28 protein-coding genes are annotated in these 14,776 nt (G+C 45.1%); all 28 read right to left on the reverse strand.

Features of this window, described 5'->3' with window-relative positions:
• Positions 1-13: 13 nt before the first annotated feature.
• The 28 genes from rpsM to tuf all read right to left on the reverse strand — a co-directional run bounded on the left by rpsM (position 14) and on the right by tuf (position 14,655).
• On the reverse strand, positions 14-370 hold the full coding sequence (rpsM, locus tag G3341_RS18565; RefSeq protein WP_004907144.1) for a 30S ribosomal protein S13: 357 nt from the start codon (positions 368-370) through the stop codon (positions 14-16).
• A 145-nt stretch (positions 371-515) separates the two neighbouring features.
• Positions 516-632 carry a 50S ribosomal protein L36 gene (gene rpmJ / locus G3341_RS18570; RefSeq protein ID WP_071548716.1) on the reverse strand — a complete coding sequence of 39 codons (117 nt, stop codon included), beginning with the start codon at positions 630-632 and terminating at the stop codon, positions 516-518.
• Positions 633-679: 47 nt separating this feature from the next.
• Positions 680-2,005: a preprotein translocase subunit SecY gene (secY, locus tag G3341_RS18575; RefSeq protein WP_070928787.1), complete on the reverse strand. Its 1,326-nt coding sequence runs from the start codon at positions 2,003-2,005 to the stop codon at positions 680-682.
• 7 nt (positions 2,006-2,012) lie between these two features.
• Entirely contained in the window at positions 2,013-2,447 is a 435-nt protein-coding gene (gene rplO, locus G3341_RS18580; RefSeq protein WP_070928788.1) for a 50S ribosomal protein L15, read from the reverse strand.
• 3 nt (positions 2,448-2,450) lie between these two features.
• Complete coding sequence (rpmD, locus tag G3341_RS18585) at positions 2,451-2,630, reverse strand: 50S ribosomal protein L30 (RefSeq protein WP_004265475.1); 180 nt, start codon at positions 2,628-2,630, stop codon at positions 2,451-2,453.
• 6 nt (positions 2,631-2,636) lie between these two features.
• On the reverse strand, positions 2,637-3,137 hold the full coding sequence (gene rpsE, locus G3341_RS18590; RefSeq protein ID WP_004265471.1) for a 30S ribosomal protein S5: 501 nt from the start codon (positions 3,135-3,137) through the stop codon (positions 2,637-2,639).
• A gap of 14 nt (positions 3,138-3,151) precedes the next feature.
• Complete coding sequence (gene rplR / locus G3341_RS18595; RefSeq protein WP_070928789.1) at positions 3,152-3,505, reverse strand: 50S ribosomal protein L18; 354 nt, start codon at positions 3,503-3,505, stop codon at positions 3,152-3,154.
• A 9-nt stretch (positions 3,506-3,514) separates the two neighbouring features.
• Positions 3,515-4,048 (reverse strand): 50S ribosomal protein L6, encoded by a 534-nt coding sequence (gene rplF / locus G3341_RS18600; RefSeq protein ID WP_154624953.1) that lies wholly within the window; start codon positions 4,046-4,048, stop codon positions 3,515-3,517.
• Between the two features lie 14 nt (positions 4,049-4,062).
• A complete protein-coding gene (rpsH, locus tag G3341_RS18605; RefSeq protein WP_004907134.1) occupies positions 4,063-4,455 on the reverse strand; it encodes a 30S ribosomal protein S8 in 393 nt (130 codons plus the stop codon).
• A gap of 34 nt (positions 4,456-4,489) precedes the next feature.
• Positions 4,490-4,795, reverse strand: coding sequence for a 30S ribosomal protein S14 (gene rpsN / locus G3341_RS18610; RefSeq protein ID WP_154624954.1), 306 nt, complete (start codon positions 4,793-4,795; stop codon positions 4,490-4,492).
• A gap of 12 nt (positions 4,796-4,807) precedes the next feature.
• A complete protein-coding gene (gene rplE, locus G3341_RS18615) occupies positions 4,808-5,347 on the reverse strand; it encodes a 50S ribosomal protein L5 (RefSeq protein WP_070928791.1) in 540 nt (179 codons plus the stop codon).
• Positions 5,348-5,362: 15 nt separating this feature from the next.
• Positions 5,363-5,677: a 50S ribosomal protein L24 gene (rplX, locus tag G3341_RS18620; protein WP_154624955.1), complete on the reverse strand. Its 315-nt coding sequence runs from the start codon at positions 5,675-5,677 to the stop codon at positions 5,363-5,365.
• 11 nt (positions 5,678-5,688) lie between these two features.
• Complete coding sequence (rplN, locus tag G3341_RS18625; RefSeq protein WP_004926446.1) at positions 5,689-6,060, reverse strand: 50S ribosomal protein L14; 372 nt, start codon at positions 6,058-6,060, stop codon at positions 5,689-5,691.
• Between the two features lie 177 nt (positions 6,061-6,237).
• Positions 6,238-6,492 carry a 30S ribosomal protein S17 gene (rpsQ, locus tag G3341_RS18630; RefSeq protein WP_154624956.1) on the reverse strand — a complete coding sequence of 85 codons (255 nt, stop codon included), beginning with the start codon at positions 6,490-6,492 and terminating at the stop codon, positions 6,238-6,240.
• Positions 6,492-6,683: a 50S ribosomal protein L29 gene (rpmC, locus tag G3341_RS18635; protein ID WP_008913885.1), complete on the reverse strand. Its 192-nt coding sequence runs from the start codon at positions 6,681-6,683 to the stop codon at positions 6,492-6,494. The genes rpsQ and rpmC overlap by 1 nt, the downstream gene beginning before the upstream one ends.
• Complete coding sequence (gene rplP, locus G3341_RS18640; RefSeq protein ID WP_004926449.1) at positions 6,683-7,093, reverse strand: 50S ribosomal protein L16; 411 nt, start codon at positions 7,091-7,093, stop codon at positions 6,683-6,685. The genes rpmC and rplP overlap by 1 nt, the downstream gene beginning before the upstream one ends.
• Before the next feature lie 12 nt (positions 7,094-7,105).
• A complete protein-coding gene (gene rpsC, locus G3341_RS18645) occupies positions 7,106-7,807 on the reverse strand; it encodes a 30S ribosomal protein S3 (protein ID WP_004926451.1) in 702 nt (233 codons plus the stop codon).
• Positions 7,808-7,824: 17 nt separating this feature from the next.
• On the reverse strand, positions 7,825-8,157 hold the full coding sequence (rplV, locus tag G3341_RS18650; RefSeq protein ID WP_004265430.1) for a 50S ribosomal protein L22: 333 nt from the start codon (positions 8,155-8,157) through the stop codon (positions 7,825-7,827).
• 15 nt (positions 8,158-8,172) lie between these two features.
• Positions 8,173-8,451 carry a 30S ribosomal protein S19 gene (gene rpsS / locus G3341_RS18655; protein ID WP_004265426.1) on the reverse strand — a complete coding sequence of 93 codons (279 nt, stop codon included), beginning with the start codon at positions 8,449-8,451 and terminating at the stop codon, positions 8,173-8,175.
• A 14-nt stretch (positions 8,452-8,465) separates the two neighbouring features.
• On the reverse strand, positions 8,466-9,290 hold the full coding sequence (gene rplB, locus G3341_RS18660) for a 50S ribosomal protein L2 (RefSeq protein WP_070928794.1): 825 nt from the start codon (positions 9,288-9,290) through the stop codon (positions 8,466-8,468).
• Positions 9,291-9,309: 19 nt separating this feature from the next.
• Positions 9,310-9,612, reverse strand: coding sequence for a 50S ribosomal protein L23 (rplW, locus tag G3341_RS18665; protein ID WP_004926456.1), 303 nt, complete (start codon positions 9,610-9,612; stop codon positions 9,310-9,312).
• Positions 9,609-10,214 (reverse strand): 50S ribosomal protein L4, encoded by a 606-nt coding sequence (rplD, locus tag G3341_RS18670; protein ID WP_004926458.1) that lies wholly within the window; start codon positions 10,212-10,214, stop codon positions 9,609-9,611. The genes rplW and rplD overlap by 4 nt, the downstream gene beginning before the upstream one ends.
• A gap of 16 nt (positions 10,215-10,230) precedes the next feature.
• On the reverse strand, positions 10,231-10,860 hold the full coding sequence (rplC, locus tag G3341_RS18675) for a 50S ribosomal protein L3 (RefSeq protein WP_154624957.1): 630 nt from the start codon (positions 10,858-10,860) through the stop codon (positions 10,231-10,233).
• 32 nt (positions 10,861-10,892) lie between these two features.
• Positions 10,893-11,204 (reverse strand): 30S ribosomal protein S10, encoded by a 312-nt coding sequence (gene rpsJ / locus G3341_RS18680; protein WP_001181005.1) that lies wholly within the window; start codon positions 11,202-11,204, stop codon positions 10,893-10,895.
• A 352-nt stretch (positions 11,205-11,556) separates the two neighbouring features.
• Complete coding sequence (gene bfr / locus G3341_RS18685; RefSeq protein ID WP_154624958.1) at positions 11,557-12,030, reverse strand: bacterioferritin; 474 nt, start codon at positions 12,028-12,030, stop codon at positions 11,557-11,559.
• 127 nt (positions 12,031-12,157) lie between these two features.
• Positions 12,158-12,358, reverse strand: a complete 201-nt coding sequence (bfd, locus tag G3341_RS18690) for a bacterioferritin-associated ferredoxin (protein WP_154624959.1) — start codon at positions 12,356-12,358, stop codon at positions 12,158-12,160.
• Positions 12,359-12,448: 90 nt separating this feature from the next.
• Entirely contained in the window at positions 12,449-13,192 is a 744-nt protein-coding gene (locus tag G3341_RS18695; RefSeq protein WP_163863315.1) for an SDR family NAD(P)-dependent oxidoreductase, read from the reverse strand.
• Positions 13,193-13,470: 278 nt separating this feature from the next.
• The gene (gene tuf / locus G3341_RS18700; protein WP_154624778.1) at positions 13,471-14,655 is read right to left on the reverse strand and encodes an elongation factor Tu; all 1,185 of its coding nucleotides are present in this window, start codon (positions 14,653-14,655) and stop codon (positions 13,471-13,473) included.
• Positions 14,656-14,776 lie beyond the last annotated feature (121 nt).

Here is a 14,776-nt window from a genome sequence, read left to right on the forward strand (position 1 = left end):
TCAGTACCCCGACTTATTTCTTGATCGGCTTACGCGGACCCTTACGGGTACGAGCGTTAGTCTTAGTACGCTGTCCGCGCACAGGAAGACCACGACGATGACGTAAACCACGGTAACATCCAAGGTCCATCAGACGCTTGATGCTCAGGGTAATTTCACGACGTAGGTCACCTTCTACCACATACTTGGCAACTTCGTCACGCAGCTTGTCGATTTGTTCTTCAGACAGCTCACTGATCTTAACATTTTCAGCAATACCAGTTGCTTCACAGATAGCCTGTGAACGAGTTTTGCCGATTCCGAAAATCGATGTTAAAGCGATTACGGTATGTTTATGATCAGGAATGTTAATGCCTGCTATACGGGCCACTATGCACTCCTAAGTTAAAATATACATTACTGTGCTGAAAAGCCCGTTTTCAGGATACTCAAACAATAATGTATCTTCGATAAAAAAGATTGGCTGGCTAATTTAGCCAGCTCAACCCAACTTTGCAAGAAAAAAATGCTTTTTCTTAACCTTGACGTTGTTTATGTCTTGGTTCAACACTGCAAATTACACGAACGCTACCATTGCGACGGATAACTTTACAGTTACGGCATAATTTCTTGACGGAAGCACGAACTTTCATTTTTACTCTCCGTAACTTCTAAAGCAAACCATAATCACACTAAGTGATTACTTACCTTTAAGATTTGCTTTCTTCAATGCAGACTCATATTGACTTGACATCATGAGAGTTTGCACTTGAGCCATAAAGTCCATGATAACGACGACTACGATTAATAGGGAAGTACCACCAAAGTAAAAAGGTACTTTCATTGCGTCACGCATGAACTCCGGGATTAGGCAGATAAAGGTAATATAGAGCGCGCCAACTAAAGTTAGACGTGTCATTACCTTATCAATGTACTTGGCCGTTTGCTCTCCCGGACGAATTCCTGGTACAAATGCACCGGACTTCTTCAGGTTATCTGCCGTTTCTCTTGGGTTGAAAACCAACGCCGTATAGAAGAAACAGAAGAAGATGATCGCAGAAGCATAAAGCAACACATACAACGGTTGGCCTGGTTGTAAATACATCGAAATAGTCGTTAACCAGTCCCAACCAGTCCCATCACCGAACCAGGATGCTATTGTACCCGGGAACAGTATGATACTGGAAGCAAAAATTGCAGGAATTACACCCGCCATATTCACTTTTAGTGGTAAATGTGTGCTTTGTGCAGCATAAACACGGCGTCCTTGTTGACGTTTCGCGTAGTTAACAACGATACGACGTTGACCACGCTCCATGAATACAACAAAGAAAGTTACCGCGAATACGAGCACTGCAACCAACAGCAACAGGAGGAAGTGCAGATCGCCTTGCCGAGCTTGCTCGATAGTATGGCCAATGGCCGGCGGTAGACCCGCAACGATACCAGCGAAGATAATGATTGAGATACCGTTACCAATACCTCTTTCAGTTATCTGCTCACCTAGCCACATCAAGAACATGGTTCCAGTAACTAAGCTAACAACAGCCGTGAAGTAGAACGGGAGACCCGGATCAATAACTAGCCCTTGCATCCCTGGCATATTCGGAAGACCCATCGCAATACCAACAGATTGGAATATTGCTAAAACCAAAGTACCCCAACGGGTATATTGGCTTATCTTCCGACGACCTGCTTCACCTTCTTTCTTAATCTCTGCTAATCGTGGGTTAACCACAGATAATAATTGGATAATAATTGACGCAGAAATATACGGCATAATACCCAAAGCAAAGATAGAAGCTCGGCTAAGAGCACCACCAGAGAACATGTTAAACATATCAATGATGGTGCCTTGTTGCTGTTCGAGCAATTTGGCAAGCACAGTGGCATCAATACCAGGGATTGGAATAAAAGAACCAATTCGGAAAACGATTAGTGCACCAATAACAAACAAAAGTCTGCGCTTCAGTTCACCAACTCCACCCTTGGCACTTTGAAAATCTAATCCTGGTTGTTTAGCCATCTGTCACTTATTCCTCAATTTTACCGCCGGCAGCTTCAATCGCAGCGCGAGCACCTTTAGTAACACGAAGGCCACGTACAGTAACTGCACGATTCACTTCGCCAGACAGAATAACTTTCGCATATTCAATCTGGATGCCAACAACATTCGCGGCTTTTAGTGCGTTCAGATCAATTACATCGCCTTCAACAGCAGCAAAATCAGACAGACGAATCTCTGCGGTGATCATTGCTTTACGTGAAGTAAAACCAAATTTTGGTAGACGACGGTATAAAGGCATCTGGCCACCTTCAAAACCACGACGTACGCCACCGCCAGAACGAGATTTCTGACCTTTGTGACCACGTCCGCCGGTTTTACCCAGACCAGAACCGATACCACGACCTAAGCGCTTAGGCGCGTGCTTGGCACCTTCAGCCGGAGACAGAGTATTTAAACGCATCTCTTACTCCTCAACTTTAACCATGTAGGAAACCAAGTTGACCATACCGCGAACAGCAGGAGTATCCTCACGTTCTACTGTATGACCAATGCGACGCAGACCTAAACCGACCAAAGTTGCCTTATGCTTAGGCAGACGACCGATTGAACTGCGAACTTGTGTAATTTTAATAGTCTTAGCCATGGCTGATTACCCCAGAATTTCTTCGACGGATTTTCCACGCTTAGCTGCGACCATTTCTGGAGACTTCATGCTGTCTAAAGCATCCAGTGTTGCACGAACCACGTTGATTGGGTTTGTGGAACCATAGGTTTTAGCCAGTACGTTGCGAACTCCAGCTACTTCTAAAACAGCACGCATTGCACCACCGGCAATGATACCGGTACCTTCGTGAGCAGGTTGCATAAACACGCGAGAACCGGTGTGTGTACCTTTCACAGGGTGGAACAGTGTGCCGTTGTTTAGAGCAACGGTTTTCATACTGCGACGGGCTTTTTCCATCGCTTTCTGGATTGCTGCCGGAACTTCGCGCGCTTTGCCGTAGCCAAAACCAACGCGACCGTTACCATCACCAACTACTGTTAGTGCTGTAAAGCTGAAAATACGGCCACCTTTAACGGTTTTTGCTACGCGGTTTACCGCGATCAGCTTTTCCTGCAGTTCACCAGCTTGTTTCTCGATGTGAGCCATCTTACACCTCTACCTTAGAACTGAAGGCCAGCTTCACGGGCAGCATCTGCCAGTGCCTGGACTCTACCATGATATTGGAAACCAGAACGGTCAAAAGCAACAACAGTGATGCCTTTTTCCAGTGCGCGCTCAGCAATAATTTTACCAACAACTGCTGCTGCGTCTTTGTTTCCAGTGAATTTCACTTGCTCATTGATAGCTTTTTCTGTAGTAGAAGCGGCCACCAAAGTTTCAGAACCGTTTGGAGCGATAACCTGCGCATAAATATGGCGTGGAGTACGGTGTACCACCAGGCGTGTCGCACCCAACTCTTGGATCTTGCGGCGTGCGCGGGTCGCACGACGGATACGAGCTGCTTTCTTATCCATAGTGTTACCTTACTTCTTCTTAGCCTCTTTAGTACGCACGATTTCATCGGCGTAACGAACACCCTTGCCTTTGTAAGGCTCAGGACGACGGTAAGCACGCAGTTCTGCCGCGACTTGACCAATCACTTGCTTATCAGCACCTTTCAGTACGATTTCAGTTTGTGTTGGACATTCTGCAGTAATGCCTGCTGGCAGTGCGTGTTCAACCGGATGCGAGAAACCTAAAGACAAGCTAACTGCATTGCCTTTGATTGCTGCACGGTAACCAACACCGACTAGTTGAAGTTTTTTAGTGAAGCCTTCAGTAACACCAACAACCATTGAGTTAAGCAAAGAACGAGAAGTACCCGCCTGTGCCCAAGCATCAGCAAAACCTTCGCGTGGTGCGAAAGTTAAGCGGCCATCTTCATGTTTAACTTCAACCGCATTATGGATAGTACGAGTAAGCTCGCCGTTTTTACCCTTAATCGAAATAACCTGACCGTTGAGTTTTACCTCTACGCCGGCAGGAATGACGACGGGTGCTTTTGCCACACGAGACATTCTTTCCTCCCGAATTAAGCTACGTAGCAGAGAATCTCGCCACCAAGACCAGCTTGGCGAGCTGCACGATCAGTCATGACACCTTTAGAGGTAGAAACAACAGCGATGCCTAGGCCAGCCATAACTTGTGGCAGCTCATCTTTTTTCTTATAGATGCGCAGACTTGGGCGGCTTACACGCTGAATGCTTTCTACAACAGCCTTACCTTGGAAATAACGCAGAGTCAGTTCCAATTCTGGCTTGATGTCGCCTTCAATTTTAAAATCTTCAATATAACCTTCTTCCTTCAGCACTTTGGCAATTGCCACTTTCAGCTTGGAGGAAGGCATGGTGACCGCAACTTTGTTCGCGGCCTGACCGTTACGGATACGGGTCAGCATATCCGCGATGGGATCTTGCATGCTCATCTGTCTTTACTCCCGTGATTCAATATGGTGACAATTACCAACTAGCCTTTTTAAGGCCCGGGATTTCACCGCGCATAGCGGCTTCACGGACTTTAATACGGCTCAGACCAAATTTCCGCAGGAAACCGTGCGGACGCCCAGTTTGACGGCAGCGGTTACGCTGACGAGAAGGACTTGAATCACGTGGCAGTGTTTGCAGCTTGAGAACAGCGTCCCAGCGATCTTCATCAGATGCTTTTACATCAGAGATGATAGCTTTCAGCTCAACGCGCTTTGCGAAGAACTTATCAGCTAATTTAGCACGCTTAACATCACGCGCTTTCATAGATTTCTTAGCCATGAGTACCCTGCCTTACTTGCGGAACGGGAAGTTGAACGCTGCTAACAGTGCGCGACCTTCATCATCTGATTTCGCAGTCGTGGTGATAGTAATATCTAAACCACGTACACGATCCACTTTATCGTAATCGATTTCAGGGAAGATGATTTGTTCACGTACACCCATGCTGTAGTTACCGCGACCATCAAATGACTTAGCGGACAAGCCACGGAAGTCACGAATACGTGGTACAGCAATAGAAATCAGTCGCTCAAGGAACTCCCACATGCGTTCGCCACGCAGAGTTACTTTACAGCCGATTGGATAGCCCTGACGGATTTTGAAGCCTGCAACAGATTTGCGTGCTTTGGTGATCAGTGGTTTTTGACCAGAGATTGCTGCTAAGTCAGCTGCTGCATTATCCAGCAGTTTCTTATCAGCGATCGCTTCACCAACACCCATGTTCAGGGTGATCTTCTCGACCCGAGGGACTTGCATGACAGAATTGTAACCAAACTGAGTCATCAGTTGTTTAGTTACTTCGTCTTTATAGTAATCATGCAGTTTCGCCATCGTATACTCCAAAAATTACTTGATAGTTTCACTGTTAGACTTGAAGAAACGGACTTTTTTACCGTCTTCAAATCTAAAGCCTACACGGTCAGCCTTACCGGTTGCCTTGTTAAAGATTGCAACGTTAGAAACTTGAATAGCCGCTTCTTTTTCAACGATGCCACCTGGTTGGTTCAGAGCCGGGACAGGCTTCTGATGTTTCTTAACCAGATTGATACCTTCAACGATAACTTTACCAGAAGAAATAACCTGTTTTACTTTACCGCGCTTACCTTTATCTTTACCAGTCAGCACGATAACTTCGTCATCACGACGGATTTTCGCTGCCATAGTTCCGCTCCTTAGAGTACTTCAGGTGCCAGTGAAATAATTTTCATAAACTTCTCTGTACGAAGTTCACGAGTTACCGGCCCAAAAATACGCGTACCGACTACCTGCTCGCTGTTATTGTTTAAAATAACGCATGCATTACTATCGAAGCGAATGACAGAACCGTCCGGGCGACGTACACCCTTCTTGGTGCGCACCACTACCGCCTTCAGGACATCACCTTTTTTCACTTTACCGCGTGGAATTGCTTCTTTAACAGTAATTTTAATGATGTCGCCGACGCCTGCGTAGCGACGGTGCGAGCCACCTAGAACCTTGATACACATTACGCGACGTGCACCGGAGTTGTCGGCCACGTTCAGCATAGTCTGTTCTTGGATCATTTTAGTGCTCCGCTAAATGTCAACTACTACTGAGCCACTTCATTATTGAAGAGACCGTTCAATATACCCCATAATACGAGGGCGCGGCATTATAACACCACATCTTCGTTATGGACAGAAAAAAATAAACGGCCCAGTAAAAAAAGAGCCGTTTATTTATCAGAAGAAGCTATTCTATTACAGAATTGCTTTTTCAACAACGCGAACTAAGGCCCAAGACTTAGTCTTAGACAGTGGACGAGTTTGGCGGATTTCTACCACGTCACCGATACCACATTCATTGTTCTCGTCATGTACGTGCAATTTAGTCGTACGACGGATGAATTTACCATACAGAGGGTGCTTCACCATACGCTCGATAGCAACAACGATGGATTTCTCCATTTTATCGCTAACTACACGACCTTGCAGAGTACGGATTTTATCGCTCATTACGCACCTGCCTTCTCAGTCAGTAAAGTCTTCACACGTGCGATATCGCGACGCACTTGTTTCAACAGATGAGACTGTTGTAGCTGACCGCTTGCAGCCTGCATACGTAAATTGAATTGTTCACGCAGCAGATTCAGCAGTTCAGAATTCAGCTCTTCAACGCTTTTTTCGCGCAGCTCTTGTGCTTTCATTACATCACCGTCTTAGTTACAAAGGTGGTTTTGATAGGCAGTTTCGCTGCTGCCAGAGAGAATGCTTCACGAGCCAGCTCTTCAGGCACACCGTCCATTTCATACAGGACTTTACCAGGCTGGATCAAAGCAACCCAATATTCTACGTTACCTTTACCTTTACCCATACGAACTTCGAGTGGCTTTTCAGTAATTGGCTTATCTGGGAACACACGGATCCAGATTTTACCTTGACGCTTAACTGCACGGGTCATAGCACGACGTGCCGCTTCGATCTGACGAGCAGTCAGACGACCACGGCCCACAGCTTTAAGACCGAAAGTGCCGAAGCTAACATCCGTACCTTGTGCCAGACCACGGTTGCGGCCTTTATGCACTTTACGGAATTTTGTACGCTTTGGTTGTAACATCAGCGACTCTCCTTACTTGCGGCCTTTACGCTGCTGCTTTTTAGGTTGAGCAGCTGGTTTCTCAGCTTGTTCAACAGCAGCCATACCACCCAGAATCTCACCTTTGAAGATCCATACCTTAACGCCGAGAACACCATAAGTAGTGTGCGCTTCTGAAGTGTTATAATCGATATCAGCACGTAGAGTGTGCAGTGGCACACGGCCTTCACGATACCACTCGGTACGAGCGATTTCAGCACCGCCTAAACGGCCACTGACTTCAACTTTGATACCTTTAGCGCCCAGACGCATTGCGTTCTGTACAGCACGTTTCATAGCACGACGGAACATAACACGACGTTCCAGCTGTGAAGCGATGCTATCAGCAACCAATTTAGCGTCTAGTTCTGGTTTACGAACTTCGGCGATATTGATTTGCGCAGGAACACCAGCGATATCCGCTACTGTTTTACGCAGTTTTTCTACGTCTTCACCTTTCTTACCGATAACGATACCTGGGCGAGCAGTGTGAATAGTCACACGGATGCTTTTTGCAGGACGCTCGATAACGATGCGTGAAATTGACGCTTTTGCCAATTCTTTGTTCAAGTACTGGCGTACTTTATAATCGCTGTCTAGGTTGTCAGCGAATTCATTAGTATTCGCGTACCAAGTAGAGTTCCAAGGTTTGACAATACCCAGGCGAATACCATTAGGATGTACTTTCTGACCCATTGCTAGTCTCCAGAGTCTCAGCGATCGGACACAACCACAGTAATGTGGCTGGTGCGCTTAAGAATACGATCTGCACGGCCTTTCGCACGCGGCATGATGCGTTTCATGGTTGGACCTTCGTCTACGAAAATTTTCGCAACTTTCAGGTCATCAATGTCAGCGCCATCGTTTTGCTCTGCGTTAGCAATTGCAGATTCAAGTACTTTCTTCACTAAACCAGCAGCTTTCTTGTTGGTATAGGTCAGAATTTCCAGAGCTTGCGACACTTTCTTACCGCGAATAAGGTCTGCAACTAAGCGAACCTTCTGGGCAGAAGAACGAGCGTGGCGATGCATAGCTAAAGTTTCCATCTCTTCCTCCTATCCTTAACGTTTCTTAGCTTTCTTATCAGCCGCGTGGCCGCGATAAGTGCGAGTCGGTGCGAATTCACCCAGTTTGTGACCAACCATTTCGTCGGTTACGAAAACTGGAACATGCTGACGACCATTATGGACAGCGATGGTCAATCCGATCATATTAGGAAAGATCGTTGAACGACGGGACCAAGTCTTGAGAGGCTTCTTGTCTCCGCTTTCCACCGCTTTCTCTACCTTCTTCAGCAAGTGCAGGTCAATAAAAGGACCTTTCTTGAGAGAACGTGGCATGGCTTATCCTCTAATTATTTTTTAGAACGATGACGTACGATGAATTGATCAGTACGCTTGTTGCTACGAGTTTTCTTACCTTTGGTCTGAACGCCCCATGGTGTTACAGGGTGTTTACCAAAGTTACGACCTTCACCACCACCATGTGGGTGGTCAACTGGGTTCATCGCCGTACCACGAACAGTAGGACGAATACCACGCCAGCGGCTAGCACCAGCTTTACCCAGAACACGTAACATATGTTCAGCGTTACCAACTTCACCTAAAGTTGCACGGCAATCAGCCAGAACTTTACGCATTTCACCAGAACGCAGACGTAGGGTGACATAAGCACCGTCACGAGCAACGATCTGAGCGTAAGTACCTGCTGAACGCGCTAACTGACCACCTTTACCTGGTTTCAGTTCGATGTTGTGAACTGTAGAACCAACAGGGATGTTGCGCATAGGCAGTGCGTTACCAGCTTTGATTGCTGAATCAACACCAGATTGAATCTGGTCACCAGCTTTCAGGCCTTTAGGTGCAAGAATATAACGACGTTCACCGTCTTTATATAGAACCAGTGCAATGTTCGCAGAACGGTTTGGATCATATTCCAAACGCTCAACAACAGCAGGGATACCATCTTTGTTGCGTTTAAAGTCAACCAGACGATAATGTTGCTTATGGCCACCACCAATGTGACGAGTGGTGATACGGCCATTGTTGTTGCGACCACCGGATTTGCTGTTTTTCTCTAACAGCGGAGCATAAGGTTTACCCTTATGCAGCTCAGGGTTAACCACTTTAACTACGTGGCGACGGCCCGGAGACGTAGGTTTACATTTAACAATTGCCATTGTTCTTTACTCCTCCGACTTACTCTGCGCCGCCAATGAAGTCCAGATTCTGGCCTTCTTTCAGCGTAACGTAAGCTTTTTTCCAGTCGCTACGACGACCGAAACGCTGACCGTGGCGTTTAGTTTTGCCTTTAACCAGCAAAGTGTTAACACCTTCAACTTCGACTTCAAACAGTTTCTGCACAGCAGCTTTGATTTCTGCTTTAGTCGCGTCTTTCGCAACTTTGAGAACGATGGTATTGCTTTTTTCCATCGCTGTAGAAGCTTTTTCAGATACGTGCGGCGCGCGCAGTACTTTTAGCAGACGTTCTTCACGGATCATGCCAGCATCTCCTCAACTTGCTTCACAGCATCAGCAGTCATAACCACTTTGTCGAAGGCGATTAAGCTAACTGGGTCGATACCCGCTGCATCACGAACGTCAACCTTGTACAGGTTACGTGCTGCTAAGAACAGATTCTCATCTAATTCAGCAGTGATGATCAGCACATCTTCCAGAGCCATATCTTTCAGTTTTTGTGCTAGCAACTTAGTTTTAGGTGCTTCAACAGAAAACTTCTCGACAACGATCAGACGATCTTGACGTACCAGTTCAGACAGGATGCTTTTCAGAGCACCACGGTACATCTTCTTATTAACTTTTTGACTGTGGTCCTGTGGTTTAGCAGCAAAGCTAACACCACCAGAGCGCCAAATTGGGCTCTTGATAGAACCAGAACGTGCGCGGCCTGTGCCTTTTTGACGCCATGGTTTTTTACCTGAACCAGAAACTTCAGCACGAGTTTTCTGAGCACGAGTACCTTGACGAGCACCAGCTGCATACGCAACAACTACTTGGTGAACAAGCGCTTCATTGAAATCACGCCCGAAGGTAGTTTCGGAAACAGTCAGCGCGCTTTGCGCGTCTTTCATTACCAATTCCATTCCTATCTCCTCGACGTTAAGCCTTGACAGCCGGTTTTACGATCAGGTTGCTACCAGTTGCTCCTGGAACAGCACCTTTGACCAGCAGCAGGTTGCGCTCAGCGTCAACACGTACTACATCTAAGCTCTGAACGGTTACACGCTCATTACCCAGTTGGCCTGCCATTTTCTTGCCTTTAAACACTTTGCCCGGAGTCTGGTTCTGACCGATAGAACCCGGAACACGGTGTGACAAGGAGTTACCGTGAGTCGCATCTTGAGTACGGAAATTCCAGCGCTTAACTGTGCCGGCAAAACCTTTACCTTTAGATGTACCAGTAACGTCGACTTTTTTAACGTCAGCGAAAATTTCAACGCTAATGCTTTGACCTACGTTAAACTCTGCACCTTCTTCAGTACGGAATTCACGTAGAATACGGCCAGCTTCAACGCCAGCTTTAGCGAAATGACCTGCTTCAGGCTTAGATACACGGTTCGCTTTTTTGCTACCAGTAGTCACCTGAATTGCATTGTAACCGTCAGTTTCTGCAGTTTTAACCTGAGTAACACGGTTATTTTCGATTTCGATAACAGTTACAGGGATAGAAACGCCATCTTCAGTGAAGATACGAGTCATACCCACTTTCTTACCGACTAAACCAATCATTGTTTCAACCTCTCAATCGTTCGACGACCTGATTAACCCAGGCTGATCTGCACGTCTACGCCGGCAGCCAGGTCCAGACGCATCAGAGCATCAACGGTCTTCTCGGTTGGCTCAACGATGTCAACCAGACGTTTGTGAGTGCGAATTTCGTACTGATCACGCGCATCTTTGTTAACGTGCGGAGAAATCAGAACGGTAAAACGCTCTTTACGTGTCGGCAGCGGGATAGGACCACGAACTTGCGCACCAGTGCGCTTAGCAGTCTCTACGATTTCCGCAGTTGATTGATCAATTAAACGATGATCAAAGGCTTTCAGGCGGATACGGATTCTTTGGTTCTGCATGAGACCAGAGCTCCAACTATTTTATAAACGTAAATAATTACTCCTCGCACCCATTTCGATTGATGGGGGAGTGTAATCGTTCTTTGATGTAACCCCCAAATCGGGAGTATTGTCTAAATGAGCAACAAATCGTTGACTCAATACTGACCTTTAAAACCTAAAAAATTAGAGATTACTAATCAGTAAGCCCGCGCATTATACGCAACTGAATCTTAAACGCAAGTAATCGTGGAAAATATGTGCGAATTTTTCTGATTTTTATCCCCCTTCCCTCTTTGCCGATAATAAAAAATGCCCCATCGCACAGTAAGCAAATGAGGCATTTTTGGAAAATGCATAATGTGAAGTTTGATTACTCTTCGATGATTTGAGCTTGCGTATAGTTTTGAATCCCCATACGTTTAATTAAATCGAGCTGAGTCTCAATCCAATCAATATGGTTCTCTTCATCTGCTAAGATTTCAATCATTAAGTCACGACTAACATAGTCATGGATGGAATCAGCATAACTGATCGCTTCTTTCAGATTTTTAGCACCATCTAATTCGAGTTTGAGATCTGAGGCCAACATTTCTTCAACATCTTCACCAATGTTCAGTTTACCCAGATCTTGTAGGTTAGGTATTCCTTCAAGAAATAATATACGCTCAATATATTTATCTGCATGCTTCATTTCATCAATTGATTCATGGTATTCCACTTCGTTGAGGCGGGTTAATCCCCAATTTTTGAACATACGGGCATGAAGAAAATATTGATTAATTGCTACTAATTCATTGCCCAACAGTTTGTTTAAATGGGCTATCATTTTTTTATCGCCTTTCATTTTTAATCCTCCATCGCTTCCAGTCTTTAAAGTGTAGTACTGAAATTCGATGAATGAGTAATTTTATCTGCAAGATTTAAAATGAAAGTTACTTATTAATGAATGAGTTAAATGATTCTTATTTCGATTAAGCGACTTCAGCAATGTGTAGCTGGCCGATATGTATTAGCTCTTCATTCATAATTTCACGTGTTTGCCTAATACATTTGCCACACTCACGACCAATGGGAAGAATTTGGCGTAAACCTTTTAAGGATGCCACATGATGCTGACGTACGGCATTCCTAATTTGTTTGTCGGTAATAGCTTCACAAAGACATACGTACATAACAACTACCTGTATAAATTACATACAGGTAGTTTAAATAATAATGATTACCATTTCAATTATCATTATTGTTAATTTACATTTCCCTCGCTAAGCGGTGAAGCCTCCATCAACCAGATATGAAGCACCTGTGACAAAAGAGGCTGCATCACTCGCTAAAAATGCAACAACATTAGCAACTTCTTCTGGCGTACCTATTCTTTTCATCGGATGAAGCTCTGCTAATTTCTGCTTATCTAAATGACGTCCATCTAACAAAGGAGTATCAATATAACCAGGACAAACGGCATTCACACGAATATTGTGGATCGCATAATCTATGGCTAATGTTTGCGTTAACAACTTTACTCCCCCTTTTGAGGCACAATATCCAGAAAATTCATGCTGACCAACAAAAGAGCAAATCGAACTACAGTTAACAATAGCTCCTTTTTGCTGATTTTTTAACCAATATTGAATCACTGCCTGATTGATCAAAAAAACACCATTCAAATTAACATCAATGAGACGCTTCCATTGCTCATACGCTAATTTATCCGCAGCACTATCAGTCAGAACCCCTGCATTTGCGAATAAAAAATCAATCGTGCCATATTCTTTCGCTACAAACTGTACCAATTGTTGGTTATCTTTTTCGCTAGCAGCATCCATTTGTATAAATTTTATCGGGTACCCTTTTTCCTGTAATTTCTTTTCAGCATTCTGACCACGAACTACGTTAGTCCCCGTTATCACAACTGATGCCCCTAGCGCTAAAAACTTTTTTGCCGCCGCTAAACCAATTCCACTATTACCGCCAGTAATGATACCGACCTTATTTTCAAACGAAATCATAGTTAGCTTCCTTATTTTGACATCAACTATTAAATAATAGGCGCTGTGTCTTATCTTTTTAGAAAGCACTCAGATTAATGTTTGTTCTGTGATCGATTTAACGCGTTGATATGTAATGGATAAATTAAAATATCACTCATTATTATAATATCTAGAGGAACAGTTTTATTTGTAATTGTTCGAAGTGAAATGAAAGTGAGAGAGTTAAAATAGGGAATAGAGCGCTGAAATGCAAAAGGGCATCTTAATGATGCCCTTTTTACTAAAGTGGGTTGTTATTATGCAATGATTTTTGCAACAACACCCGCACCTACAGTACGGCCACCTTCACGGATTGCGAAACGCAAACCGTCATCCATCGCGATTGGGTGGATCAGGGTAACTTTCATGTTGATGTTGTCACCTGGCATTACCATCTCTACGCCTTCTGGCAGTTCGATAGTACCGGTTACGTCAGTTGTACGGAAGTAGAACTGTGGACGGTAGCCTTTGAAGAATGGAGTGTGACGACCACCTTCATCTTTGCTCAGGATATAAACTTCTGATTCGAAAGTAGTGTGTGGCTTGATTGAACCTGGTTTCGCCAGAACTTGACCACGTTCGATTTCTTCACGCTTAGTACCACGCAGAAGAACACCAACGTTCTCACCTGCACGACCTTCGTCTAGAAGCTTACGGAACATTTCAACACCAGTACAAGTGGTTTTCGCGGTCTCTTTGATACCAACGATTTCAACTTCTTCACCCACTTTGATGATACCACGCTCAACACGGCCTGTTACTACAGTACCACGACCAGAGATTGAGAATACGTCTTCGATTGGCAGCAGGAATGGCTTGTCAATTGCACGCTCTGGCTCTGGAATGTAGCTGTCCAGTGCTTCTGCTAATTCAACAATTTTCGCTTCCCACTCTGGGTTGCCTTCCAGCGCTTTCAGAGCTGAACCACGGATAACTGGTGTGTCATCGCCTGGGAAATCGTACTGAGACAGAAGCTCACGAACTTCCATTTCAACCAGCTCTAACAGCTCTTCATCGTCTACCATGTCACATTTGTTCAGGAAAACGATGATGTAAGGAACACCAACCTGACGACCTAACAGGATGTGCTCACGAGTTTGTGGCATTGGGCCATCAGTTGCAGCAACAACCAGGATTGCACCATCCATCTGCGCAGCACCGGTGATCATGTTTTTAACATAGTCGGCGTGTCCTGGGCAGTCTACGTGTGCGTAGTGGCGAGTTGGTGTATCGTACTCTACGTGAGAAGTAGAGATGGTGATACCACGCGCTTTTTCTTCTGGTGCGTTATCGATTTGATCGAATGCACGAGCGCTACCGCCGTAAGTTTTTGCCAGAACAGTAGTGATTGCTGCTGTCAGGGTAGTTTTACCGTGGTCAACGTGGCCGATTGTACCAACGTTAACGTGCGGTTTTGAACGTTCAAATTTTTCTTTAGACATTAGATTGTCCCTCTAAGACACGGAATCGGTGGCTACACCACATCAACCAAGCAGTTAAGATTCTATTTGCTTGCTTTTTACAGGAGACAAATCAGGGAGATATTTGAGAACATAAGGGAAG

Source organism: Providencia vermicola, from assembly GCF_010748935.1.
GTDB classification, from domain to species: domain Bacteria; phylum Pseudomonadota; class Gammaproteobacteria; order Enterobacterales; family Enterobacteriaceae; genus Providencia; species Providencia zhejiangensis.

What these genes read in the sequence shown, in the direction of transcription:
- rpmJ (WP_071548716.1), bottom strand. Translation starts at nt 632, where the DNA reads ATGAAAGTTCGTGCTTCCGTCAAGAAATTATGCCGTAACTGTAAAGTT.
- secY (WP_070928787.1), bottom strand. Translation starts at nt 2,005, where the DNA reads ATGGCTAAACAACCAGGATTAGATTTTCAAAGTGCCAAGGGTGGAGTT.
- rplO (WP_070928788.1), bottom strand. Translation starts at nt 2,447, where the DNA reads ATGCGTTTAAATACTCTGTCTCCGGCTGAAGGTGCCAAGCACGCGCCT.
- rpmD (WP_004265475.1), bottom strand. Translation starts at nt 2,630, where the DNA reads ATGGCTAAGACTATTAAAATTACACAAGTTCGCAGTTCAATCGGTCGT.
- rpsE (WP_004265471.1), bottom strand. Translation starts at nt 3,137, where the DNA reads ATGGCTCACATCGAGAAACAAGCTGGTGAACTGCAGGAAAAGCTGATC.
- rplR (WP_070928789.1), bottom strand. Translation starts at nt 3,505, where the DNA reads ATGGATAAGAAAGCAGCTCGTATCCGTCGTGCGACCCGCGCACGCCGC.
- rplF (WP_154624953.1), bottom strand. Translation starts at nt 4,048, where the DNA reads ATGTCTCGTGTGGCAAAAGCACCCGTCGTCATTCCTGCCGGCGTAGAG.
- rpsH (WP_004907134.1), bottom strand. Translation starts at nt 4,455, where the DNA reads ATGAGCATGCAAGATCCCATCGCGGATATGCTGACCCGTATCCGTAAC.
- rpsN (WP_154624954.1), bottom strand. Translation starts at nt 4,795, where the DNA reads ATGGCTAAGAAATCTATGAAAGCGCGTGATGTTAAGCGTGCTAAATTA.
- rplE (WP_070928791.1), bottom strand. Translation starts at nt 5,347, where the DNA reads ATGGCGAAACTGCATGATTACTATAAAGACGAAGTAACTAAACAACTG.
- rplX (WP_154624955.1), bottom strand. Translation starts at nt 5,677, where the DNA reads ATGGCAGCGAAAATCCGTCGTGATGACGAAGTTATCGTGCTGACTGGT.
- rplN (WP_004926446.1), bottom strand. Translation starts at nt 6,060, where the DNA reads ATGATCCAAGAACAGACTATGCTGAACGTGGCCGACAACTCCGGTGCA.
- rpsQ (WP_154624956.1), bottom strand. Translation starts at nt 6,492, where the DNA reads ATGAGCGATAAAATCCGTACTCTGCAAGGTCGTGTAGTTAGCGATAAA.
- rpmC (WP_008913885.1), bottom strand. Translation starts at nt 6,683, where the DNA reads ATGAAAGCACAAGAGCTGCGCGAAAAAAGCGTTGAAGAGCTGAATTCT.
- rplP (WP_004926449.1), bottom strand. Translation starts at nt 7,093, where the DNA reads ATGTTACAACCAAAGCGTACAAAATTCCGTAAAGTGCATAAAGGCCGC.
- rpsC (WP_004926451.1), bottom strand. Translation starts at nt 7,807, where the DNA reads ATGGGTCAGAAAGTACATCCTAATGGTATTCGCCTGGGTATTGTCAAA.
- rplV (WP_004265430.1), bottom strand. Translation starts at nt 8,157, where the DNA reads ATGGAAACTTTAGCTATGCATCGCCACGCTCGTTCTTCTGCCCAGAAG.
- rpsS (WP_004265426.1), bottom strand. Translation starts at nt 8,451, where the DNA reads ATGCCACGTTCTCTCAAGAAAGGTCCTTTTATTGACCTGCACTTGCTG.
- rplB (WP_070928794.1), bottom strand. Translation starts at nt 9,290, where the DNA reads ATGGCAATTGTTAAATGTAAACCTACGTCTCCGGGCCGTCGCCACGTA.
- rplW (WP_004926456.1), bottom strand. Translation starts at nt 9,612, where the DNA reads ATGATCCGTGAAGAACGTCTGCTAAAAGTACTGCGCGCGCCGCACGTA.
- rplD (WP_004926458.1), bottom strand. Translation starts at nt 10,214, where the DNA reads ATGGAATTGGTAATGAAAGACGCGCAAAGCGCGCTGACTGTTTCCGAA.
- rplC (WP_154624957.1), bottom strand. Translation starts at nt 10,860, where the DNA reads ATGATTGGTTTAGTCGGTAAGAAAGTGGGTATGACTCGTATCTTCACT.
- rpsJ (WP_001181005.1), bottom strand. Translation starts at nt 11,204, where the DNA reads ATGCAGAACCAAAGAATCCGTATCCGCCTGAAAGCCTTTGATCATCGT.
- bfr (WP_154624958.1), bottom strand. Translation starts at nt 12,030, where the DNA reads ATGAAAGGCGATAAAAAAATGATAGCCCATTTAAACAAACTGTTGGGC.
- bfd (WP_154624959.1), bottom strand. Translation starts at nt 12,358, where the DNA reads ATGTACGTATGTCTTTGTGAAGCTATTACCGACAAACAAATTAGGAAT.
- G3341_RS18695 (WP_163863315.1), bottom strand. Translation starts at nt 13,192, where the DNA reads ATGATTTCGTTTGAAAATAAGGTCGGTATCATTACTGGCGGTAATAGT.
- tuf (WP_154624778.1), bottom strand. Translation starts at nt 14,655, where the DNA reads ATGTCTAAAGAAAAATTTGAACGTTCAAAACCGCACGTTAACGTTGGT.